The sequence below is a fragment of the Rhizobium sp. S163 genome (assembly GCF_030380805.1).
Taxonomy (GTDB): Bacteria; Pseudomonadota; Alphaproteobacteria; order Rhizobiales; family Rhizobiaceae; genus Rhizobium.
On sequence record NZ_JAUDSA010000037.1, the window covers coordinates 59,620 to 81,260 of the forward strand.

The 21,641-nt window shown below is 57.2% G+C and carries 11 protein-coding genes and 1 pseudogene; 4 read left to right on the forward strand and 8 right to left on the reverse strand.

What is annotated here, in order from left to right; genetic code table 11:
• Positions 1-98 precede the first annotated feature (98 nt).
• Both QTL96_RS27215 and QTL96_RS27220 read right to left on the reverse strand, forming a co-directional pair.
• Positions 99-1,607, reverse strand: a complete 1,509-nt coding sequence (locus QTL96_RS27215; RefSeq protein WP_289730162.1) for a mechanosensitive ion channel family protein — start codon at positions 1,605-1,607, stop codon at positions 99-101.
• Between the two features lie 282 nt (positions 1,608-1,889).
• The gene (locus tag QTL96_RS27220; protein ID WP_289729910.1) at positions 1,890-2,765 is read right to left on the reverse strand and encodes an alpha/beta hydrolase; all 876 of its coding nucleotides are present in this window, start codon (positions 2,763-2,765) and stop codon (positions 1,890-1,892) included.
• 466 nt (positions 2,766-3,231) lie between these two features.
• Between QTL96_RS27220 and QTL96_RS27225 the strand changes: the two genes are divergently transcribed.
• Positions 3,232-3,705: an NUDIX hydrolase gene (locus QTL96_RS27225; protein WP_113199485.1), complete on the forward strand. Its 474-nt coding sequence runs from the start codon at positions 3,232-3,234 to the stop codon at positions 3,703-3,705.
• Positions 3,706-3,907: 202 nt separating this feature from the next.
• On the opposite strand, the gene QTL96_RS27230 is transcribed toward QTL96_RS27225, so the two are convergent.
• From QTL96_RS27230 to QTL96_RS27245, 4 genes are all read right to left on the reverse strand, one after another.
• Positions 3,908-5,425, reverse strand: coding sequence for an HWE histidine kinase domain-containing protein (locus QTL96_RS27230; protein WP_289729911.1), 1,518 nt, complete (start codon positions 5,423-5,425; stop codon positions 3,908-3,910).
• Between the two features lie 114 nt (positions 5,426-5,539).
• Positions 5,540-5,902, reverse strand: a complete 363-nt coding sequence (locus QTL96_RS27235; RefSeq protein WP_289729912.1) for a response regulator — start codon at positions 5,900-5,902, stop codon at positions 5,540-5,542.
• Entirely contained in the window at positions 5,903-7,261 is a 1,359-nt protein-coding gene (locus QTL96_RS27240; protein WP_289729913.1) for a PAS domain-containing protein, read from the reverse strand.
• Between the two features lie 1,560 nt (positions 7,262-8,821).
• A complete protein-coding gene (locus QTL96_RS27245) occupies positions 8,822-10,294 on the reverse strand; it encodes a histidine kinase dimerization/phosphoacceptor domain -containing protein (protein ID WP_289729914.1) in 1,473 nt (490 codons plus the stop codon).
• Between the two features lie 688 nt (positions 10,295-10,982).
• On the opposite strand from QTL96_RS27245, the gene QTL96_RS27250 reads away from it, so the two are divergent.
• Complete coding sequence (locus QTL96_RS27250) at positions 10,983-11,267, forward strand: hypothetical protein (RefSeq protein WP_289729915.1); 285 nt, start codon at positions 10,983-10,985, stop codon at positions 11,265-11,267.
• 756 nt (positions 11,268-12,023) lie between these two features.
• On the opposite strand, the gene QTL96_RS27255 is transcribed toward QTL96_RS27250, so the two are convergent.
• Both QTL96_RS27255 and QTL96_RS27260 read right to left on the reverse strand, forming a co-directional pair.
• Entirely contained in the window at positions 12,024-14,318 is a 2,295-nt protein-coding gene (locus QTL96_RS27255; RefSeq protein WP_289729916.1) for an FdhF/YdeP family oxidoreductase, read from the reverse strand.
• Between the two features lie 81 nt (positions 14,319-14,399).
• Positions 14,400-15,476, reverse strand: a complete 1,077-nt coding sequence (locus QTL96_RS27260; RefSeq protein WP_289729917.1) for a catalase family protein — start codon at positions 15,474-15,476, stop codon at positions 14,400-14,402.
• 631 nt (positions 15,477-16,107) lie between these two features.
• On the opposite strand from QTL96_RS27260, the pseudogene QTL96_RS27265 reads away from it, so the two are divergent.
• Both QTL96_RS27265 and QTL96_RS27270 read left to right on the forward strand, forming a co-directional pair.
• Positions 16,108-18,630 (forward strand): annotated as a pseudogene (locus QTL96_RS27265) (ATP-binding protein); the annotation flags it as partial.
• 48 nt (positions 18,631-18,678) lie between these two features.
• Positions 18,679-21,393 carry a GAF domain-containing protein gene (locus QTL96_RS27270; protein ID WP_289730163.1) on the forward strand — a complete coding sequence of 905 codons (2,715 nt, stop codon included), beginning with the start codon at positions 18,679-18,681 and terminating at the stop codon, positions 21,391-21,393.
• Positions 21,394-21,641: the final 248 nt, after the last annotated feature.

A 21,641-nucleotide genomic window follows, 5' to 3' on the forward strand; every position in this document is an offset into this window, starting at 1 on the left:
TTCGAGGATCGAGGACCGGAAGCCTCCCATCAATGCGAGCGCTGCTCATGGGAGGGCAAATCGCATTATCCTGCGTGCCGTCCTGGGGCTTGCAGGGGTCAGTGGGCAGGCACGCTGAACAAGTGCCGTATCCGTGCCGCCAGAGAAACTGGGCGTGCCCCAGAAACGATTTGACTGTCGGCTCGCAGATGCTCTTCTGTCTCAACCCGTTTCGCCAAAAGCTGGCTGAGTTCCTCGACCAAGGCCGGGCGGTCATGCATCACGCTCGCCAAATGATCTTTGGATATCTCGTATACGACGACTAGAGTAAGCGCCCGCATCGCCGCCGGCTCTGGAGCTCCCATTAGGACGCCGCGTTCTCCGAAAAGATCCCCCGGTGCCAATCTGGTCAATTCCTTCCTTCCCGCACCGTCGTCCTTTTCGATGGCCACAACCCCACTTCGGATAATCATCAAAGACGTCATCGATGCGTCCTGAGGAGCGATCACGACACCCTCTTTGAAAGTCAGTCGTTTCATACTGTTGGCGACAGTTTCCATTTCGTCCTCTGTCAGTGCCGAAAACAGGGCAATTGAGGTAAGCAGCCGCCAGGGAGTTCCAGGATGCTTGCTTGTTGCGTCAGAAAAATATGGTTCCGCCAACGCGTTTGCAGGTGCTGAAAGCTGTATGCCAGCCGCCTTTGTGTGCCTGTAAACCAGATCGAAGATCTCGTTTTTCGCAGCTCCAGTCTGTCCGAGACTTGCGACCTTGAACGACAGTTCAATCTCGACCGAGGATCCGTCAAGGCCGGTGATCGATACAGATGGTGGAGGCGTCTTCAAAATGGAGTTCGCGCTCAATAGCACCGTCCGCATGGTCTCCTCTATAACGGCTGGCGACCGCGTCGGCATCGCTCGAATGACGATCTTGGATCCATGAACGGAGTCGGCACCTGTGAGGTTCGTCAACGTCGCCTTGGCGAGGGCGCTATTCGGTACGACGACGAGATCATTTGTGTCGCTGAGCAAGTGGGTCGACCGCCAATTCGTCTCTACAACCTGGCCGCGGACGCCACCCTCCACCTCAATCCAGTCTCCAACTGCGTACGGCCTGCCCAGGTTAAGCGCGATACCGGAGAAGACATCGTTGAGCGTGCTTTGAAGGGCCAGACCCAAAACGATCGCGAACACGCCGGATGTAGCGATCAACGTTCGCACCGGTAGATCAAACACGAAAGCCACGATCGAGAGCACGGCACCGAGATAGATCACCGCTACCAAAAGGTCCTGAAGCAGGCGGCCTTCGCGGGGCTTTCGCTCGAAAATGAGGTATACACGAACAGAACTCGCGAGCACCATCGCGCCCCCGGCCCACCATGTCGCCTTTGCAACGCCGATGAACATCCGATGCGTGAGGTCCTCATCGACGATGCCCGTCGTCCATGGGGCTACGTCGTGACCGACTAGCAGCACAGTGAGGACAGCAAAGAAGGCTATGTGAACCAGAAAGCGGTGCGTAGGTCTTCCGCGGACAAGAAATCTCGCGATAACAAGCAGGAAGACGATCATTGCGAACTGAGCGATCGGGTCCGCGATGAGATGGAAGATTAAACTTTGCTCTGAGCCCATTTGTCTGTCTTCAATGTTGTCGTCGCCGACAATTGACAGCGTGTGGGGCCGCTTCGTCAAGAACCCAGTCCCGCAGCGCTTGCAAATGCGTGGAGAGGCCGATTGATGACGGGTACCGCGTCGATACCGGGCTTTCGGTCAACCGTTGTATCAAAGGTGTCACGGCGATCCCACCCATCTATCACGACAGTAAGGCTGCCGACGACGTCGGTGGCCCATGCTGGCTCGCTATCATGCCCGCGGCAGTCGAACTGAGTTCTTACGTGAGGCGCGTGAGAACGGCTATCGGCCCAAGAACAGGGCAAGTTCCCTTGCCACCGTTTCAGGGTCCTCCCGCTGCGGAAAGTGCCCGACGTTCTGGAGGACGATCCTATCGAAGGGCCCGTCGAATTTCTTATACAAATCTTCGGACAGACCAGGTGGATTAACGCCGTCCTCCATGCCCTGGAAGTAGATCGTCGGCAAAGACAGCGACCGCGTGTCCCGGATGCGGTCTTCAAGCCAGACGCTTATGGGATCCGGTTCGGCCTCGCCCCACCGCACCTTGTAGCTGTGAAGCGTGACGGCAACCCAGTCCGGGTTGTCGAAGGAGTTCGAGACAGCGTCGAAGGTTGCTTCATCGAACCATCCGTCTGGCCCCCAGTTTTCCCACTGGATCCTAGCAAATCCCCGCGGATCCTTAGCGATCGCTTCGGCTCCACGCTTCGTCGCCATAAACCAGTGATACCAATAGCGCTGTGCTTGCTTAAACGACGGCGTCTTTAGGCCGCCCATACGCGGCAGCGAAGACAGGAGCGCCATACGCTCGACACGGGCCGGCCAGCCCATTGCCAACGCTTCTGCGATGTTCGAACCCCAGTCGTGACCGACGACGGAGAACCGCTCGATACCAAGACCATCCATGAGCGCTATCGCATCCAATGCCAGAATGGCCCCGTTGGCGGTGCGAAGTGCCTCCTTGTTCCGGAAAACGGACGCGCCAAAGCCGCGGAGACATGGTGCAATCAGACGCAGGCGCTGCCCTTGCAGTTTGGACGCGACGGCCTTCCACGTCGACGCGTCATCTGGCCATCCATGTAAAAGCAAAACCGGATGGCCGTGCTGCGATCCGCCTTCGTCGAAAGCGATGCGAATGTCCGGGGTGTCGAGGTGAGGCATGCGCGTCTCCGTCATCCAAGCTCATCGCGAATGGACCGCCGTTTGGAGGACCCAGAAGCTGCGATCATCGTTGGTGATCTAGCCGACAAAAGCGCAATCTCAAGTGGCTCACCACGACGCCCGCATCCATAAGCCTGACAAATGGTGTCCAGCGACACTTATTCAGTCGCTCTGGCGTTCGAGTGTGGCCGCTTTTTGCCTACCCCCGTGGAATTCGAGTTTGGCTCCATGACAGGAAATACGACCAATTGCGAGAGCTTCAGACAGGCATTCTCCGGTTCGACGGAACATCCTCGCTAAGCGAGTTCGTTTTTCGTTAACAAATCGGTAACCATCACCCCCGCATATTAGCGCCGTCGCAACTATCATGTCTTCGCGACGTTACGGCAGGCAGTGCATGTTTCTCCGGAACCCGCACAACACCCCAGCTCGTGCGGGTTCCACTACATCCACTATTGGAGATGGGATGTCCGGTCTTGCTCGACTGCTAAGTCAATCGTTGCCCTCACGTCCAAAACGCCGGTTAAAACAGGTTGGCGGACTATGCTACCGTATCAGTGACAAAGGCGAACCAGACGTTCTTCTTATCACCACCCGTGAGACAAAAAGGTGGACTATCCCTAAAGGCTGGCCGATGAATGGCCTTAGCAGCCATAAAGCGGCCAAACAGGAGGCCTGGGAAGAGGCGGGTGTGAAGGGTAGGGTTCGGATGAAACCTTTCGGCAACTTCGCGTACAGCAAGGTGCTTGCGAACGGCAATGCCGTCCCTGCTGATGTCCAGGTCCATCTCATCAAGGTACGGGAGACAAGATCGTTTTTCCCTGAGCGTGGTCAGAGAGAGCTGGCTTGGGTTAGCGCCTCAGAAGCGTCACATCGCGTGGACGAACCCGGATTGAAGAAGCTCTTCATAAAGCTCGCACGGCGGTATTCAGTTGGTTGATTATTCGGTCTCCACCACTCTTGCTGTCGCGATGGCCCCAGCCAAAGTTGATTGAATCAGTAGCCGGGCAACCAATAAAAATTGTAAGTATCTTTGCTTTCCTTGTCTTCTCGATCACGTGAAAAGACTCGGACCGCTTGTGTCGATCGCTCGGTTAAAAGAAACGGGTGTCCGTCGTTGTTCGCCCAGCTTTTCAAGCTGCTCAGACACCAGGCATCCCAACGGTGCCACGTAACGTGAAGCGGACGCCATCTGGATGGTATTCCAACGCAGCATTCCCGGCGAAATACGGCGCCACCATCTTGGTGATCAGCTGTGATCCAAACCCGGTTTTGACCGGTGTCTCAACGTGAGGCCCTCCGATCTCGGTCCAGACAATCTGGAAAGCTCCATCGCCGCCGATCGTCCAATTAACTTCAACCTTGCCATCGTCGGCCGACAGAGCTCCATACTTTGCGGCGTTGGTGGCGAGCTCATGCAAGGCAAGCGAAAGACCCAATGCCTGACGAGCTTCCAAGCGACTGGCCGGACCGCTGACAGAAAAGCGGTTGGTACCCGCATCGTGCGGCGCGAGCGCACTTGCGACAACATCGAATATGTCTGCAACCACGCCGTCCCCGGCCGTCAGGACATCTTGTGCCTTTGCCAATGCCGAGACCCGTTCCGAGATGACGACTTTAGCGTCTTCCAGAGTTGTCGCTCTCTTCAGCGATTGGGAAACGATGGCTTGAACGATCGAGAGAGTGTTCTTTATGCGGTGCGCTGCCTCGGCCATCATGCCGTCTCGGCGAGCGTCTTCCGCTTTAAGCTCGGTGAGGTCTTTGGTAACGACGCCATAGCCGATCAGTTCGCCCTCGTCATCGCGCATGGGAAACATTGTGTAAAGTGCCGGTACTACTTCCCCCGTTTCGAAGTGGCGTAGCCGGATTTCCTGTTCGTAACTCTGTCCGGACTTCACCGCTGGAACGACCTGCTCTTTGAATAACTGGTGATCCGCCTCGATAATGTAGTCCATCACGTCAGGGGGCAAAGGCTCGTCCTCCTGTAGTCCGACCAGATGACGCGCAGCGTCATTTAAAAAAAGCACCTTGCCCTGCGGATCGGCAATCCCGATGAAGTCGGAAGCCTGACGCACGACTCTTTCGAAGTTCGCGCGGTGGCGTTCAGCCGCTCTCGCCCGCAACAGCAATTTCTGCTGTGCCGCGACTGTTCGACGCAGTTCAAGCTGTGTCATCGCCTGACGCGCAAGAAACTTCAGCATCTCGATTTGGTCGTCGGAGAATTCTCGCACCCTGTAATCGAGAACGCAAACGGTACCAATCGGCTGCCCATCGGCCGTCTTCAAAAGCGCGCCGGCATAGGACCTGATATGCGGTTCACCGGTGACCAGCGGATTGCTGTTCAGACGGTGATCAATTGTCGCGTCCGGGATGACAAGGGTGTCCTGCTCGAGAAGCGCGTGGCGGCAGAATGCCGTTTCCAAAGGCGTCGATCGAGTACCCAGGCCTACCTCGGCTTTGAAGAACTGACGCTTGGTGTCGACGAGATTGACAACCGCGATTGGTGAACCGCAGATATGCGAAGCGATTTTTGCGATGTCGTCGAAGTCACGCTCGCGAGGCGTATCAAGAACATTAAAGGAGTGAAGCGCCGCTGAGCGGGCTTCCTCGTCCCACCCGGAAGGTTTCAGTTCGAAGTCGGTGCATTCATTTTCGAGCATCGCCCGTCTATCCCTCTTAGGCTCAATTACGCAGTCAAACTGCGTACAAAAAACGTTGCGACGCCGCGTTCCTCGATCTCGTTCTATACCTCGAAGCGGTCGCTGTCGCGAAGACTAGCCAAGGAGACCAAGAGTTTGCAGCGCTTTCGAAAGCGCGAGCTCGGACACCGGCTTAGACACAAAAAGGGCCGTGTCGGGCATTTTACCTTGCGTGGGATTATAGCGCCCCGAAATCACGGCGACTTTGCAATCGGGCCACCGGGCGGCGGCCTGGTGCGCAAGTTCGAGGCCGTTCATCGAACCGGGCATGTCAATGTCGGTCAACAGGGCGTTTATGTCAGGTTCTGCACCGAGAATCGTCATTGCCTCATCCGCGTTGGCCGCGTCGAGCACCAAAAAGTTCATGTCCTCAAGCATGTCGACTAGGTCCATCCTGATGAGACCGTCGTCTTCGACGACAAGGATGCGGTAGGCCATTCAATGCTCTTTCTGAAAGCTCTGGAGGTCGGCGGCAATACGACAGATAATCCCGCTCGTCGGATAGTCGATGGAGACGGTACTGTCGGACGTGCCGTTGAGCCCTGCTGAAATCAAACGCATGCCTGACCCCGTGGTCCCGGGTTTGACCGCAGCTGGACCTCCACTTTCAGTCCATGTCATCTCGAAACGGTCCCGCTGCTCGCCAGCCACCGCCCACCGCAGATCAACGCGGCCACCGTGAACGGAGAGGGCACCAAACTTCGCAGCGTTGGTGGCCAACTCATGGAGTATCAGGGAGAGGGATAATGACGGACGAGAGCCGATTTTCAGCGCCGGACCGTTAGTTGCAATTCTTGGACTTCCCAGATCGTCGTGGAGTGCCGCCATCTGGCCGACGATCTGCATTACCGTCGAGGCACCGCGACCTCCTTCAAGTATCGTGTCGTGCGCGTCACTGAGCACTCCTATGCGATCAGAGAGACGCTTTCTAGCGGTCGGTAGGTCAGGTGAGCTACGAAGTGTTTGCGATGCTATAGCTTGCACCATGGCAAGCTGGTTTTTGAGACGGTGGCCGAGTTCGTGGTAGAGCAGAGCCTGACGCTCTTCGTCAGCTCGCACTTGGGTTACGTCAAGTGCTTGCACCAAAATGCCGGTGACAGCTCCTCCTTCGTGACGCATCGGTTGATAGACCAAGTCGATTGCGCGCGTCTGCATTTCCCCAGATGGGCCTCGATTCAAATCGATCGAGAGGCCTTTCGCAACGAAAGGTTCGCCAGTTCGATAGACCTCATCGAGGATGGTGATGTACCCCTGTCGGACGACCTCGTTTACAGCTTCCGCCACGGTCTTGCCAATGATTTCGCGACCAGCGCCGATCATGGAACGATAAGCTTCATTAGCATAATCAAAGACGTGATCCGGACCAACGAGCATTGCGATGCCGCCCTGGCTCAACTCAAATACCTGGCGGAAGCGTTCGCGCTGCGTTCGCTCTTCTCGACTCAGCGCCACTCGGGCCGTGATTTCGGTGCAAGCACAAAACATGCCGAGCACTGTTCCCCAAGGATCGCGCACCGGCGTATAAGAGAACGCAAAATGGGTTTCCTCGGGGTAGCCGTTGCGGTGCATGGTGAACTCGATGTCGTCCATCGCAGTCCCTTCGCCGTTGTAAGCGGCGGTGATGATTGGTTCGACCTGATCCCAAATATCAAACCAGAGTTCATAAAACGGCTTGCCGAACGCTTCCGGGTGGCGCGCGCCACACATCTCTGCATAGCCGTCATTGTACAAGGTGATCTGTTCGGGCCCCCAAACGATCAACATGGGTTGGAGGGAGCCAAGCATGACATTGGTCAAGGTCTTGAGCTCGACGCTCCATTTGTCTCTTGGGCCAAGCTGAGTGCTTGCCCAGTCGCGGCTGCGAAATAGTCGTCCGCAGTCGGGGTTTGGTGAGGACATTCGGCGATACCTAAGGGATATTGGCGGGGTAATTAGAACTAGGAAAGGAATTTTCCAGTTCCGTCAAAAGAATAGCGGTTCTGGCTTGAGAAAGTCTAGCCTCCGTTGCGACAGGGCTGACGGAGCTACAGAGGTTCTGTGATGATCTTTCCTCTCGTGCCTTTCGACGTGTCTGCTTCGCGCCCCATAAGTTCCGTCCATAGCGGCGACCGGTGATCTTCACACAAGTGAAAATATCGTCGAGCCGGGCCGCAGAATTACTTGATGTTTCGTGGAGGCGTTTTCCGGATTAATGGACCGGGAGACATACGTCGTGGAAGCTTCCAAGACCAGAAAGCTCCTTAGGGAGTGGTTGGCCGGGGTGGAGACGCCCGTCAAGAAAGTCAAAATAGGCAGCGGCTCGCGAAAGCGGTACGAAAGGCACCAAGAACGGCTTGGGGGGCTCAGGCCTCAATGCTCTGTCGACATGTCGCTTGGGAGATTGGTTCCACATCGATCATTGAGGGGAACAACGACCAGCTGGCGTAGTTGAGCACTGTAGTCACTCAAAATGGAGCCAATCATGGTCTACAAACTGATCGCTGTATCTGTTCTTTCGCTCGGTCTCGCAACCTCGGCATTCGCCCAGTCGTCCGGCGGTTCTGGCGGCGGTACAGGAGGCTCTGCCGGAGGCTCATCTGCTGGGTCTGGCGCGAACGGCGGCACGAGCTCTGGTACCGGGACAGGAACAACCGGTGCTGGCTCTAGTACAGGGAGCGACAGCGGATCAAACGGAACGAATTCGACCACAGGCGACGGGCAGTCAAACGGTGGGAGCACGAACAACACAGACTGCAGCGCTGGAGCAGTGAACCGCGGGCCTGGCACCGCAGGCAGCTCATCGACTGCCACCGATGGCGCGGGGACTTCTACTTCGGGCAGCCAAGTGCCGACCAATTGCCCTTGAGGTCATCTTACATGGAGCCCCGTTAGTCTGGGCTCCATCACCTTCTTTCATCCATAGGTCAGCTATTGCTTATAACCTGCGCAAGCGAGACCGACGCAACGGTTTTGCCACCATCAGTCACATGGATGGCGTCGAACTCAAATCAGCTCAGATAGTTCAGGGCGATTTGCTAGTCGTATCGACCGAAGATGTCGCACTTCGTATCGGGTTGTCGGAGCTAGGACAACGTATGTCTCGCCGCCCATAAAGTCAGGCTATAACGCATACCGATCCCGACCTTGCAACAACAAATTGGCGCATCAGTAGGTTAGAACGGGTAAGTGAGGGATATCGATGTATGCGGTTCAGTTCCGTTTAGCACCTCGATATTTGTGTTGCCTTTCCTCGTGGCCGCGAACACAGCCGTTCAGCCGCCGCGTTGCAATGCACTTTTCAGCGCGGCTGCCGGCGTATGCACGGCCGCAACCGTGAGGGCTCGAGCATTTTATGCTCGGCGATCGTACCCGCCCATTTCAATCATTAAGTTTGAATGATCCAACAAATTTCGTGCCGTGGTCTTTCACGAAGCGAAATTCACCTCCCAACTGATGGACAAACGCCTTGATCAAACGTGTACCCATTCCAGGCCTATCCGTGTTGCCATCAAACCCAACTCCGTCGTCAACGACGGACAATTCTGCAACACCATCAGCAACGGATCGAAGACTGACATGGATAGCCCCCGCTTGTCGGCCTACGAAGGCATACTTCATGCTATTCGCGATCAGTTCGTTGACCAGGAGGGCAAACGGTGTAGCGCGATCGGGCGCAATGGTCAGATCCTCGATATCGAATGTGACACTTATGGGTCGACCATGGACACCGACGAGCGTCCTAACGAAAGACGGAATGAATTCGGAAGCCGATACACCGCTAAACTGATCGAAACCGTACATTTGCTCGTGGACAGCAGACATAGCTGTGATGCGCTCGTTTAATCTTTGCACCGCCCCGGCTTCGAATCCCTGCATTCGGAGCAGCGCCATAACCGTCTGCAGGTTGTTTTTCACCCGGTGATGGATTTCCCGCATCAGCGTCTGGTTGGCTGCTAAAGCTTCGGCGAGTTGGCGTGTATGCAGGGCGTCTTCTCTGATCAGCCTCTGAATCCAAAGTGCCGCTGCACATGCGCCAACCACCGCAAAAATCACTAACAAGGTGGCGATTTTTGCATCGTCCCAGAATTTCTGCATGAGGACGCCGACGTCGGCAGACGCGATGGCGACGAAAGGTGTGCGCTCGATGATGCGGTAACCAACAAGGCGGTCCTGGTTGTCGACAGGCGAATGCGAGCGATAGACGCCAGAAGTGGCCTTTCTCATATAGTCGGTGAACAGAACATACCCGCCCATATCGACTGGACCCGGCGGCTCTGGATGCCTTGCAATGATCTTACCGTCCCGCCTGATGAAGCTCACCGTCGAATTCGGTCCCATATCAACGGCGTCCCAAATTGGTTTCAGTACATCTGCGTTGAAGGCAATGGCGGCTACTCCCGCGAAGCTTCCGTTTCGTTCGAGCCGGCGGCTGACCACGAAAATCTGGCGTTTGGTCAAGCGGCTCACGATAAGAGCAGAAGTGTATTCGTCCGCGCCGTTCCTTAGGCGCGTAAAGTAGTCCCGATCGGAAACGTCCATTGCCTGAATTTTTGGGTCACTCGAGAAGCGAGTAAGACCATCAACACCGACAACGTAGGCTGTCACCTGAGGCGGAAGGTCGGCGACAGCCAAATTGAGATCGTGCACCCGCTGAGGATCGACGGACGGCACGTTTGTCCCAAGGGAGTCATCGATCCGGTGCAGAGTCTCGCGAGCAAGCGAGTTGAGCCACACGGCATTCGCTGCAACGATCTTGGTGGCGGCGCTGACCTGCGCGTCGGCTCTTTTTGCGGTTGCTTCATAGCTCGACACTAGCCACAAACCCAGCACGCACACCAATGCGAGGAACATTACGCCGATAACCGCGAGTGACGCTCGCCCAACCGAGCCCGGCTGCAGTCCAGTGGACCCGCTCATCAATCGTGCCATGTAGCTTTACGTGCCCTGAGGTGCAATGAGGAATCCATAGCTTGCTGCCGTTGACATCGCAACTGAGGGAGGGGCGAAACTTCCAACTTCGTTCGAGGAACTTTGGTTCTTGGGATGTCGAAGCGGAAAGTGCAGCCCGCGAAAATGGTCATTTCAGTCACGGTAATTGTCGTTGATCTCCTGAGGCTAGGAGCCGCAACTTCCACGGCTCCTGGTGAAAGATCGCGTCGTGGACTGTTGCGCCCCGCTTCTGGAACCTTGGGAGGGTCTCCTTTTGATCGCCGACCATATGTCTCGAGTGACCACCATTCGTACGCTCGCGTACCGCGACCTATCTGGCTTTCGTGCGGCTAGAATGCAGGCCAAAGAGCCTTTCAATGCAGTCTAAATCGAAGCTCGCGACCCACCTAGCAATTCCGGATCATGTCCTCTGCCGCTCTAGGCCGACGATCCTTGAAGCCGCAAGCCCTCGCGCTACATGCTCAGTTGCTGTTTCCAACCATCTCCGCGAAGGGCAGGTGATTGTTGTTGAGCCAAGAGGAAGGTCGGGTGCGAAAAGTCGGCCGGCAATTTATTTTGAAAACACGAGTGTCTCTGGAAAGCTGCAATTATGTCGGAAAAGCTGGAACCCTTCTCGATGACGCCCCAGCGAATCACCGCAGTCCTCGTCAAATTTGGCAGACAGCTCGAAAGTTTTGCTCTAAAGCTTTCCAGTGAAGAAGAGACGTTATCCAGGCTGGTCACCGACGCCGCAGCATCACTCAAAGAACTCGCTCAGGACGTTGGAGAGGGCGATCAGGATATCGCGGCCGAAATCGTCACATCGACAGCACGGTTAGTTGCCGCAATACGAGGACTGGTCAACGAAACTCCCTCACGCGCGACGCTCCATTGAATCAAACTTAGATTTTTTCGATCAAGTTGGCCGGCTGCTGCAATATGCGAGCAGGTCAATCAGCATCGATGAGAAGTTTTCCTGAAATACGGAGCTCGCAGCGATCGACGCCGTCTGCTGCATTCATGCGAGAGCACCCAAGCCCGATCCGACGTCGCAGAGTTCGCATCGGAGTGGACGCACCGTGACGTTTTACGACCGCGTTCCTAACCATCTCTTCAGTGAGGGCACATGCCTTGCAGGCAACCACAATGAGATCACCGCGAACGTGCCGAAGCAGGAGTTCTTTGTCCAAGGAATTTCTTCTTACTTTGTTCGCTGTGCTCAACTGTAAACGGACGATTACAAGCTCGCTGAAACTACTTCGTATCCGTCCTCTCATGACCGCTTTGGACAACACCGGCATTTCAGAGAGCTGCATACGAACGAAAGAAGAACATATTCGCTTTTGTATAAAATTGAAACCCCTTGAGAGAGAGCCACGCGCTGGCGTGCGTAGCAACAAATCCACTGGGTGGTCTCTGCACTCAGGGAACGTAACGTGTTATCGGTCAGCGTTTCCAGCCGAGGATGAACGACCAGGCGGAGGTCAAGCTTGGCGCACTCCACGCTTTTGCGCGTAGCGGCGGCCGCGCAACAGTTGGGGGATATGGCGCCGCGCTACTCAGGCCGGGATTTGCGCGCAGATGAGGATGCTTCGCGGCTCCGTGAAGACCCGCGATCTTCGTAAATACATTCCGCAAAATTTCAACCAGATCAGCCTTCGGTAGCGTCGCTGGGTTCGATACGGACGGGTATGGCCTTGGACGCCGGTGTCTTGGAAAGCTCATCGTGGTGATCGATCGAATTGAGCACATTGCATTCCGGATAATAGGCAGCGACCGTTCCACGTGGCAGATCATGCTTAATCACCGTGAGGCCTGCCAGTTCACGGCGCACTCCATCGTCGAAGTCGCTGACGAGCGTCACGTCCTGGCCCGCCGAAAGGCCTGCGGCACGGATATCCTCGTCGCACATCAGCAGGACGTCGCGTGTTCCTTCGATGCCCCGGAAACGGTCGGAATATCCGTAGATGGTGGTGTTGAACTGGTCGTTAGACCTGATCGTCACCAGTCTAAAGCGGCCGCTAACATTCGCAAACGAAAGCGCGTTAAGCCGATCTGGCGCCGTGAACACTGCTTTCTTCTCTGGCGTCTTCCACTGCCGCTCATGGGCGCTGTTTCCGCGATAGAATCCTCCAGGCTGGAACATGCGCGCGTTATAGTCTTTGAAATCCTTCGGATAGCTGTATTCAATCAGATCGCGGACGAGAGCATAGTCCCCGGTCCATTCGTCCCACTTCAGTGTCGGTCGAGGCGCAATGACGGCCTTGGCGATCCCTGTGACGATCGCGAGCTCGCTCTTCAATTCTTTCGACGCGGGTGTCCGCTTTCCAACGGTCCCGCTGATGTGGGAGAAACTGTCTTCGGTGGTGACGGCTTGATTGCCGGTTTCTTGCTTGTCGATCTCCGTGCGCGACAGGCAGGGAAGGATGTAAGCAGCCTTGGCGGGGAAGAGGTGGCTGCGATTAAGCTTAGTCGACACCATCACGACAAGTTCTTGCTCGGCCCAGACCCGTTCCATTTCTTTTTGATCAGGCACAGCACGAACGAGGTTACCACCCAGACTTATGAATCCCTTGACCTTGCCACTCATCAGTCCCTTGACGGCATCTACGATGGTCATTCCGTCTTTCGTGGGCGGATCGAAATCAAAGAGTTCCTTCAACTTGTCCATCGGCACAAGCTTCGTCTTCTCTGCGATTCCGACGGTTCGCTGGCCTTGGACGTTCGAATGCCCGCGAACCGGGCAGCATCCCGCACCCTCCCGGCCGATATTGCCTCTGAGCAGAAGAAGATTGACCACCATGGCGACATTGAGCGCGCCTTGGCTGTGCTGGGTGAGGCCCATCCCATAGACGCCAATGACGTTTTTTGCGCCGATATAGACCTCGCCCGCCTTGCGAAGATCAACCTCCGTCAAGCCACTCTCACGCTCGATTTCGACCCACGAAGAAGAACGGGCCATCTCGACGAACTTTTCAAAGCCGGTCGTGTGCTCTTCGATAAATGCGACGTCGAGCACACGTTCACCACCTTCGGCGAGAGCGCGATCGTCGGCCTCGATCACATGCTTGCAGATGCCTAGGATCGCCGCGATATCGCCGCCCGCCTGCACCTGATGATACTGATCGGAAATCTGCGTCTCGCGCCCCGTGAGCATGTCGGCAGGGCTCTGAGGGTTGATGAAAGAAATCAGACCTTGTTCAAGGATCGGGTTGAAGGTGACAATGCGCGCGCCGCGTTTCTTCGCATCCTGGAGCGGGTGAAGAAAACGTGGACTGTTTGACCCAGGGTTTTGACCGAAGAAGAAAAAGGCGTCCGCCTTTTCGAGATCTTCCCACACGATCGTTCCGACAGGCGAGCCTATGACCTTGTTCAGACCGACCGATGTCGTCTCATGGCACATGTTGGAGCTTTGTGGCAGGTTGTTGTTGCCATATAGCCGCGCAAGCAGCGCGTAGAGATAGGAGGCTTCGAGGCTGGCATGGCCGGAGGAGTAGAAGACGACACTTTCCTTCTCCAGCGACTTCAGCACTTTGGCGATACCATCGAAGGCTTCGTCCCACCCTACCTCGACATAGCGATCCGTTGCGGCCTCATAGCGAAGCGGGTGCGTCAGCCGACCTGTCATTTCGAGGTCGTGATCCTTCCAACCCCTTAGTTGGGACACAGTGTGGTCTCGCCAAAAATCGGGTGAGCAGCGGTGCGAAGTCAGCTCCCATAAGGTTGCCTTCGCGCCGTTCTCGCAAAATTCAAAGGGGTGGTAGTTGACGGGTTTAGGCCATGCACATGACACGCACATGAAACCGCCTGGCTTGTTTTGATGCGCCAACGTCTCGAGAGCCGCAGGGGTTGGCCAACTCTCTCCGTACACGCTGGCGATACCCTTTAACGATCCCCAGCCTCCCGACGGACCTTCGGCTTCTGGGTTTGGTATGGTGTCGGCCATGATTGAGGTCTTTCAATATCGAATAGTCAAAAGAAAAGGCGTCGCGCTCGAGCGACGCCTGACGTCGAAGAAGAAAGATTTTCAGGAGGATGGCTCGTGGATCGGGCAACGGTTGAATCTTTCGCGGAACTTTGCGGAATGCTCATAGGTCGCTTTGCGGGCGCGGTTGATGTTTCCGAGTGGTTCGTGAGCCGCCAGGCCCGTCCAGACACTGAAACGCATCTGCTCATCGACCTTCAGGACGTTCGCCTCCGACCAACTATCCTGCGGCTCCGCGCGGATCGTCGCAACCGCCACGAACGGCGCGTCCGTCTCATCCCATTGGGTCGTCGGATCTTCGATCGGCTGCTTTTTCAGGTCACGACAGAGCTGCACACAGAATTCCCATTCGCCGGTGAGATGCTGCATTTCGGCTCGGACCGTATCTCGGATCGCGTCAGGCTGATCCTTCGTGTCGATCTCCTTGCCAGTCAGTTCTGTCAGCTCCCTCGAGACGGGGCGGATGCTGAACTTGGCAATGTAGTCGCCGTAGCGAAAGGGTGTCACGCTGTAGTAGGTCTCACCGAGCGGATCTGAATCCGGCGCGCCGCCGAGCGACTGCACAGTCGGGCTCGACACGCCAACTGCTTCGAGCGCCGTATTCACACTTTGAAGCACGTCGGACAGAACCTCCTTGGTCCCCTCCATGCGGTCTGTCGTCTTGGCGAGCATCTTCAAACTTCCAAGAAACTTTTTGGATGTCTTCGCCTGGAAGACCGGTCCATTGACCATGACAAAATCCTGCGTCGTCCCGGCTGCGTCCGGCAGGCGGGCACCTGGAACGTCGATCACTTTGATGGCGAGCCCGCGAGGGAGAGATATCGCGTCCGGAAGGATATCGCCGGCATTCGTCGAGATCCGCATCAAGATCTTGTAGGTGCCTGGCTTTGCAAACAGCCCCTGAGAGAGTTCCGGAGGCAGCCCGCTTCGGACCGCCATTGTCCCTTCGAGGATGCCATGTGCCTTGGCATGCACTGAACGCACCGCATGTCCGTAGTCTTCCGCCGTCTTCGTCAGGATGACGTCGAACGTCTCGTTAAGTTCAGAAACCGTTTTCTGCTCGTCTTCTTCGAAGCTCTCGACCTGCGGGGTATAGAGGACTGGTGGGTTGACTGACATTGGAAGCTCCTTGCTGGGTACCACTCCTAAAGCTCTGATGTGCGCAGAAGTTCCTGAGCCCGCGCGCTCATTGATGGGACATGGTGAGCTCCCGAGCCTCGGCATCAGGGTGTTCACGGTCGGCTAGTTGAACGACATTTCGCGAGACAATCCTCCCGAAGCGCTCGATACACTCTTCGTGCACCGTCTCTCTGACGGGTTCACGCTCCCCTCCTTTTCCTGGAAATCGACGGCGAAGAGAATGGAGCTTCGTCTCCTCGACCCTCCGCTGCCGCCGGGAGCTACGTGCGTTTAGCCTCGTCTAGAGAAGACTGGCACCTGTGGAGAGTGACCTATGCAATTCGGGTAGCGGAAGGACTGACTGACGGGCGGGACGACATCGCTTGCGCGCACGGTACGGTATCGCACATTCTACAGGCCTTGAAACAAGGGCTTCCGATCGAATCTGAGACGACCCAAATTGCTGACAGCCCGCGATAAATTAGATAGAACTCGCACTTCCCGGACGAGGGAATAGAGATCTAGTTTATCCGCTACCGAGGCCGCCGTGAACGATCAGCAGTCCACAGACCTTTTGCCCGAGCATCACGCCGATGGCTTCTTTTCCGGAGGAGGAGAGGCTGGAGCGCTAATGCGTTCGCTTGACTGGTCTGCGACCCCCTTGGGGCTGCCTAGAACCTGGTCTCAGAGCCTGCGCTCAGCAGTCGGCATCTCGCTCGGAACAAATTTTCCCATCGCCATCTATTGGGGTCCCGAACTTGCGCTGCTCTATAACGACGCATGGAGCGAGATACCGGGGGAGAAGCACCCGTCGGCGCTCGGCCGACCGGGGCGTGAAGTGTGGCCGGAAATCTGGGATGCCATCGGTCCCCTGTTCGAAAACGTCCAGGCAACAGGAGAGGGCGTCTGGCAGGAGGACCAGCTTTTGCCGATGCACCGACACGGCTACACCGAGGAATGTTACTTCAACTTCACATTCAGCCCGATACGCGGCGACAACGGCAGCGTCGAAGGGATATTCAACGCCGTCGTCGAGACGACGTTTCGGGTGATCGGCGAGCGACGCGAGCGCACACTCAGGGAATTGGCGGAGCGCGTCGCGGGTAGGAGATCCGAGGAGGATGTGTTCTCCGCGGCCCTAGAGGTTCTTGCTCAGAACCCGCAGGACATTCCGTTCTGCCTGGTTTACCATCATCAGGTGGATCAACAAGAGCCTCAGTTGATCGGATCGACCGGTCATGACGTATCTTACCTCAAATGGCCGTTGGAACGGCTATCGGAGACTAAGGGCGCCTTGCTCGTTGAAAACCTTTCCCTTCAATTCGGCAAACCCATTCCAAGCGGCATTTGGCCCGAACCGGTCGAACGCGCGCTCATTGCCAGCTTTGGTGGAAATGGTCATGCCGGAACTCAGGCTGGCTTTTTCGTCGTCGGGATCAGTCCACGACGCGCATTCGACGCCGACTACGAAGCCTTCGTCGAACGTGTCGCTGCGCACGTCGGCAGTGCCATCGCCAACGTTCGCGCCTTCGAGGAAGAACGCCGCCGCGCCGAAACCCTGGCCGAGATCGATCGAGCGAAGACCGTCTTCTTTTCCAACGTCAGCCACGAATTTCGAACGCCGCTCACGCTTATGCTCGGCCCCGTCGAAGACGCCCTTGGAGATCCCGAGATTCTCCCGCGCGAACGTGAGCGAATCGAGGTGATCCACCGCAACGGCCTTCGTTTGCTTAAGCTGGTGAACTCACTCCTCGACTTCTCGCGCATCGAGGCGGGAAAGGCTCAAGCTAACGTCGAGCCTGTCGACCTCGCGAAGCTGACGATTGAGCTAGCGAGCAACTTCAGCTCCGCGATGGAGAAAGCGGGGCTATCCTACCACGTCGATTGCCGGCCGCTCCCAGGCCCGGCACTCATCGACCGCGACATGTGGGAGAAGATCGTCCTCAACCTACTGTCAAACGCCTTCAAATTCACTCTCGATGGCGAGATATCGGTAGAACTGCGCGAGCGGGATGGCGAGGCGGTCCTTACTGTAAAGGACACCGGTACTGGCATACCCGCTACGGAACTCCCCAAGCTGTTCGAGCGATTTCACCGTGTCGATGGAGCGCGCGGCCGATCCATCGAAGGAAGCGGGATCGGTCTGGCCCTGGTGCAGGAGCTGGTACGCTTCCACGATGGACGCGTCGAGGTCGAAAGCACAGAGGGCGAGGGGACATGTTTCACCGTCACCGTTCCCATCGACCGGTCCGGCATCGCACCTCGATCTGACGACCGAACTGTCTCAGCTACCGCAGTACGAGCTGAAGCGTACGTCGAGGAAGCTTTGCGCTGGCTACCGCAGGGCGGCTTGCCAGTGACTGGAAGGACTGCGGGCGGACTTCCCCAGGCGCCAGCCGATGCCCCACGAATCCTTTTGGCCGACGACAATGCCGATATGCGTGACTATGTCCGGCGCCTACTTTCCGGAAATTATCAGGTCGACGTCGTCGAAGACGGCGCAGCCGCGTTAAGGCGCATACGTGAGCAGCGGCCCGACGTTCTTCTGACGGACATTATGATGCCGCACCTGGATGGCTTCGGTCTCATCAAGGCAATACGCGCGGACGGGACGTTTGGGGACCTGCCGATCATCGCCCTCTCGGCAAGGGCAGGCGAGGAGGCTAAGGTCGACGGTCTCGACGTCGGAGCGGACGACTATCTCGTCAAACCGTTCTCGGCGCGCGAACTCGTCGCCACCATTCGCTCCAACCTCGAGTTGGCAAGGATCCGCCGCCAGGCGACCGCCAGCCTTAAGGAGAGCGAAGCCCGGTTCCGCAACATGGCCGATCACGCGCCCGTTATGATGTGGGTGACGGACGCCGATGGCCTCTGCACCTACCTGAACCGCGCCTGGTATGGCTTTACCGGCCAGACGGAAAGCGACGGCCTTGGACAGGGCTGGCTCGAAGCCACGCATCCCGACGATAGGACGAGAGCCGCCCATATTTTTCTGGCGGCAAACCAGAAGCAAGAACCCTTCAGGATCGAGTACAGGCTCCGTCGCGCCGATGGCGAATACCGTTGGGCGATCGACGCCGCCGCGCCGCGCTTTGCCGACGACGGTGCCTTTCTGGGGTATGTCGGCTCCGTCATCGACATCACCAACCGTAAGAGAACAGAGGCATTGCAGTCGGCGCAGGCGAAGTTGCTCGAAGCCGCCATGCAGGACGTCGCGCTCGAAACGATCTTGAACGATCTCGTCGGCATGGTCGAAAGCTTTTCATCCTCCGACATCGTTGCCTCTGTCCTGCTTGCAGAAGAGGATGGCAAGCGCCTCCGACATGGAGCCGGCCCCAACCTACCTGCCGAATACAACAATGCGATCGACGGTATCGAAATAGGCCCGGCCGTTGGCTCTTGCGGAACGGCGGCGTTTCGCAAGGAGCCAGTCTACGTTCACGACATCGCCACCGATCCGTTGTGGGTGGACTTCCGCGAACTCGCTCTCGCACACGGCCTTCGCGCTTGTTGGTCGGCACCTATATTATCTTCCGACGGCGCGGTACTTGGAACATTCGCCATCTACTACAAGCAGGCTCTCTCAGCGTCGTCTTCCGACCAGGAAATGCTTGGCTTCGTCGCCGGAACGGCCGCCCTTGTCATTGAGCGGAGGCGGGCACAGGAAGTCCTGCGGCGTCAGGCTGAGAGGTTGGAGGGGCTCAACAAGACGGCAGGTTTGCTCGCCGGAGAACTCGATCTTGACCAACTCGTTCAAACGGTCACGGACTCTGGCGTTGAGCTGGCCGGGGCGAAGTTCGGCGCATTCTTCTACAACGTGGAAGACGACAAAGGCGAGAGCTACATGCTCTACACCCTGTCAGGGGTCCCGCGCTCCGAGTTCTCGAAATTTCCGATGCCACGCAACACCCGTGTCTTCGCACCGACGTTCGAAGGCAAGGGCGTTGTCAGGTCCGACGATATCATGGCGGACGAGCGCTATGGGCACAATGAGCCACACAAGGGCATGCCCGCCGGACACCTTCCGGTACGCAGCTATCTCGCAGTCCCGGTCGTGGCGGCCAACGGTAGCGTCGTTGGCGGCCTGTTCTTCGGCCACCCCGAGACGCGTCGCTTCACCACCGATCACGAAGCCCTCGTCCAGGCTATCGCCCGACAGGCCGCAGTCGCTTTCGAGAATGCGCGGCTCTTCAAGACCGCACAAAAGGAGATCGAGCAGCGCAAGTTCGCAGAAGAGCAACTTAACAAATTGAACGGCCAGTTGCAGGAGATGATCGATGAGGCTGTGGAGCGGGCCGGCGTCGCTGAGCAAGCGCTGCGTCAATCGCAGAAGATGGAGGCTATCGGTCAGTTGACGGGTGGCATCGCTCACGACTTTAATAACCTCCTTCAGGTCGTGTCGGGCAATCTTCAGCTCCTCGGGCGCGATATCATCGAAAATCCGTCCGCGCAGAAGAAGGTGGCAAACGCCCTCGAGGGCGTCGCCCGTGGCTCCAAGCTGGCCAGTCAGCTCCTGTCGTTCGGCCGCAGGCAGGCGCTCGAGCCAAAGGTCGTGAACGTTGGCCGCTTCGTCGCCGGGATGGAAGACATGCTCCGGCGGACGCTCGGTGAAGCGATCGAGATTGAGATCGTTCGGAGCGGCGGCCTCTGGAACACTTTCGTCGACGTCGTCCAGGTTGAGAATGCCATCCTTAATCTCGCCATCAACGCTCGCGATGCGATGGAGGGCATGGGCAAACTCACCATTGAAGTCGGCAACGCTTTTCTCGATGACGTCTACGCGCTGCAGCATGATGAGGTCGAAGCTGGTCAGTACGTCATGCTTGCGCTGACAGATACCGGATCCGGGATGTCGCCCGAGATCATCGCCAAGGTCTTCGACCCGTTCTTCACAACGAAGCCGGTGGGCAAAGGGACTGGCCTCGGTTTGTCCATGGTGCACGGATTCGTCAAGCAGTCGGGTGGCCACGTCAAAATCTACAGCGAGATCGGAGAGGGCAGTTCCGTCAAACTTTATTTCCCACGCAGCCACCAGCATGAAGACGCAGTTGTCGCGGCAGATACTGGACCGGTGGTCGGCGGCACCGAGACGATCTTGGTGGCGGAAGACGACGAAAAGGTTCGAGAAACCGTCGTCGCCATGCTGACGGACCTTGGCTATAGGGTTCTAAAGGCGAAGGATGCAAGTGCGGCGCTCACCGTTGTCGAGAGCGGGATCCCGATCGATCTTCTATTCACCGACGTCGTCATGCCAGGTCCACTGAAGTCCTCGGAGATGGCGCGCCAGGCACGGGAACGAATGCCGGACCTCGGCGTACTGTTTACATCCGGATATACGGAAAACTCCATCGTTCACGGCGGCAAGCTTGATGTTGGGGTTGAGCTGCTTTCGAAGCCCTACACCCGCGAGGCGCTGGCCCGAAAGATCCGGCACGTCCTCAACAACTCGAAGCAGGTGAAGGCGGCCCGTGAACGTCAGGAGGCCATAGCCGAGTTGACCGTTGGGACGGATGGCCCAGATGAGGACACTGTTGCCCTGACTGCTATCTCACGCGAAACTGGTCATCAGCGCCGTGTCCTTGTCGTGGAGGACAATGAACTTATCCGGATGTCAGAAGCAGACATGCTAATAGAACTCGGCTGCGAGGTATCTGAAGCTGCTTCTGCAGAGGAGGCGTTCCCGCTACTTGAAGCCGGCGAAGTTGATATTCTGGTTTCGGATCTCGGCCTTCCAGGAATGTCGGGTGAAGACTTTTGCCGCGAAGTACGCCGTCGCTGGCCGAGGATTGGGATTGTCTTCGCTACCGGCAGGGACACCGGGCCGATTCTCGACGATCACGCTAGAACGGCTCTGCTCTCGAAACCGCACGGTCTTGAGGAGCTTGCGAGCGCCTTGGACAAAGTCGACACTCAGTAACCGGTTCGAAGTGAAGCCAAAGAGAGCTGTTAAGGTTCGCTGCCCCTGTCGGAAACATTCCATTAGACGGGGCGACGCCGTCTACCTTGCCGAGCGAAACTGGCCGCACGCGGCGCATGCGCGGTCCCGACGTCGCGCCGAAGTCAGAAACAAGGACGGCTTCAGGCCTTTGATCTTTGGCGAGACGGCTTCAGGTCACGGGAGCGGGCGCGCATGATTGAATTCATCGGGCGCTCCGCGATCACCGA

Excerpts from the sequence above, each read along its gene's own strand:
- QTL96_RS27230 (WP_289729911.1), bottom strand. The coding sequence starts at position 5,425 with ATGCTCGAAAATGAATGCACCGACTTCGAACTGAAACCTTCCGGGTGG.
- QTL96_RS27235 (WP_289729912.1), bottom strand. The coding sequence starts at position 5,902 with ATGGCCTACCGCATCCTTGTCGTCGAAGACGACGGTCTCATCAGGATG.
- QTL96_RS27215 (WP_289730162.1), bottom strand. The coding sequence starts at position 1,607 with ATGGGCTCAGAGCAAAGTTTAATCTTCCATCTCATCGCGGACCCGATC.
- QTL96_RS27260 (WP_289729917.1), bottom strand. The coding sequence starts at position 15,476 with ATGTCAGTCAACCCACCAGTCCTCTATACCCCGCAGGTCGAGAGCTTC.
- QTL96_RS27255 (WP_289729916.1), bottom strand. The coding sequence starts at position 14,318 with ATGGCCGACACCATACCAAACCCAGAAGCCGAAGGTCCGTCGGGAGGC.
- QTL96_RS27245 (WP_289729914.1), bottom strand. The coding sequence starts at position 10,294 with ATGTTCCTCGCATTGGTGTGCGTGCTGGGTTTGTGGCTAGTGTCGAGC.
- QTL96_RS27220 (WP_289729910.1), bottom strand. The coding sequence starts at position 2,765 with ATGCCTCACCTCGACACCCCGGACATTCGCATCGCTTTCGACGAAGGC.
- QTL96_RS27270 (WP_289730163.1), top strand. The coding sequence starts at position 18,679 with ATGCAGGACGTCGCGCTCGAAACGATCTTGAACGATCTCGTCGGCATG.
- QTL96_RS27250 (WP_289729915.1), top strand. The coding sequence starts at position 10,983 with ATGTCGGAAAAGCTGGAACCCTTCTCGATGACGCCCCAGCGAATCACC.
- QTL96_RS27225 (WP_113199485.1), top strand. The coding sequence starts at position 3,232 with ATGTCCGGTCTTGCTCGACTGCTAAGTCAATCGTTGCCCTCACGTCCA.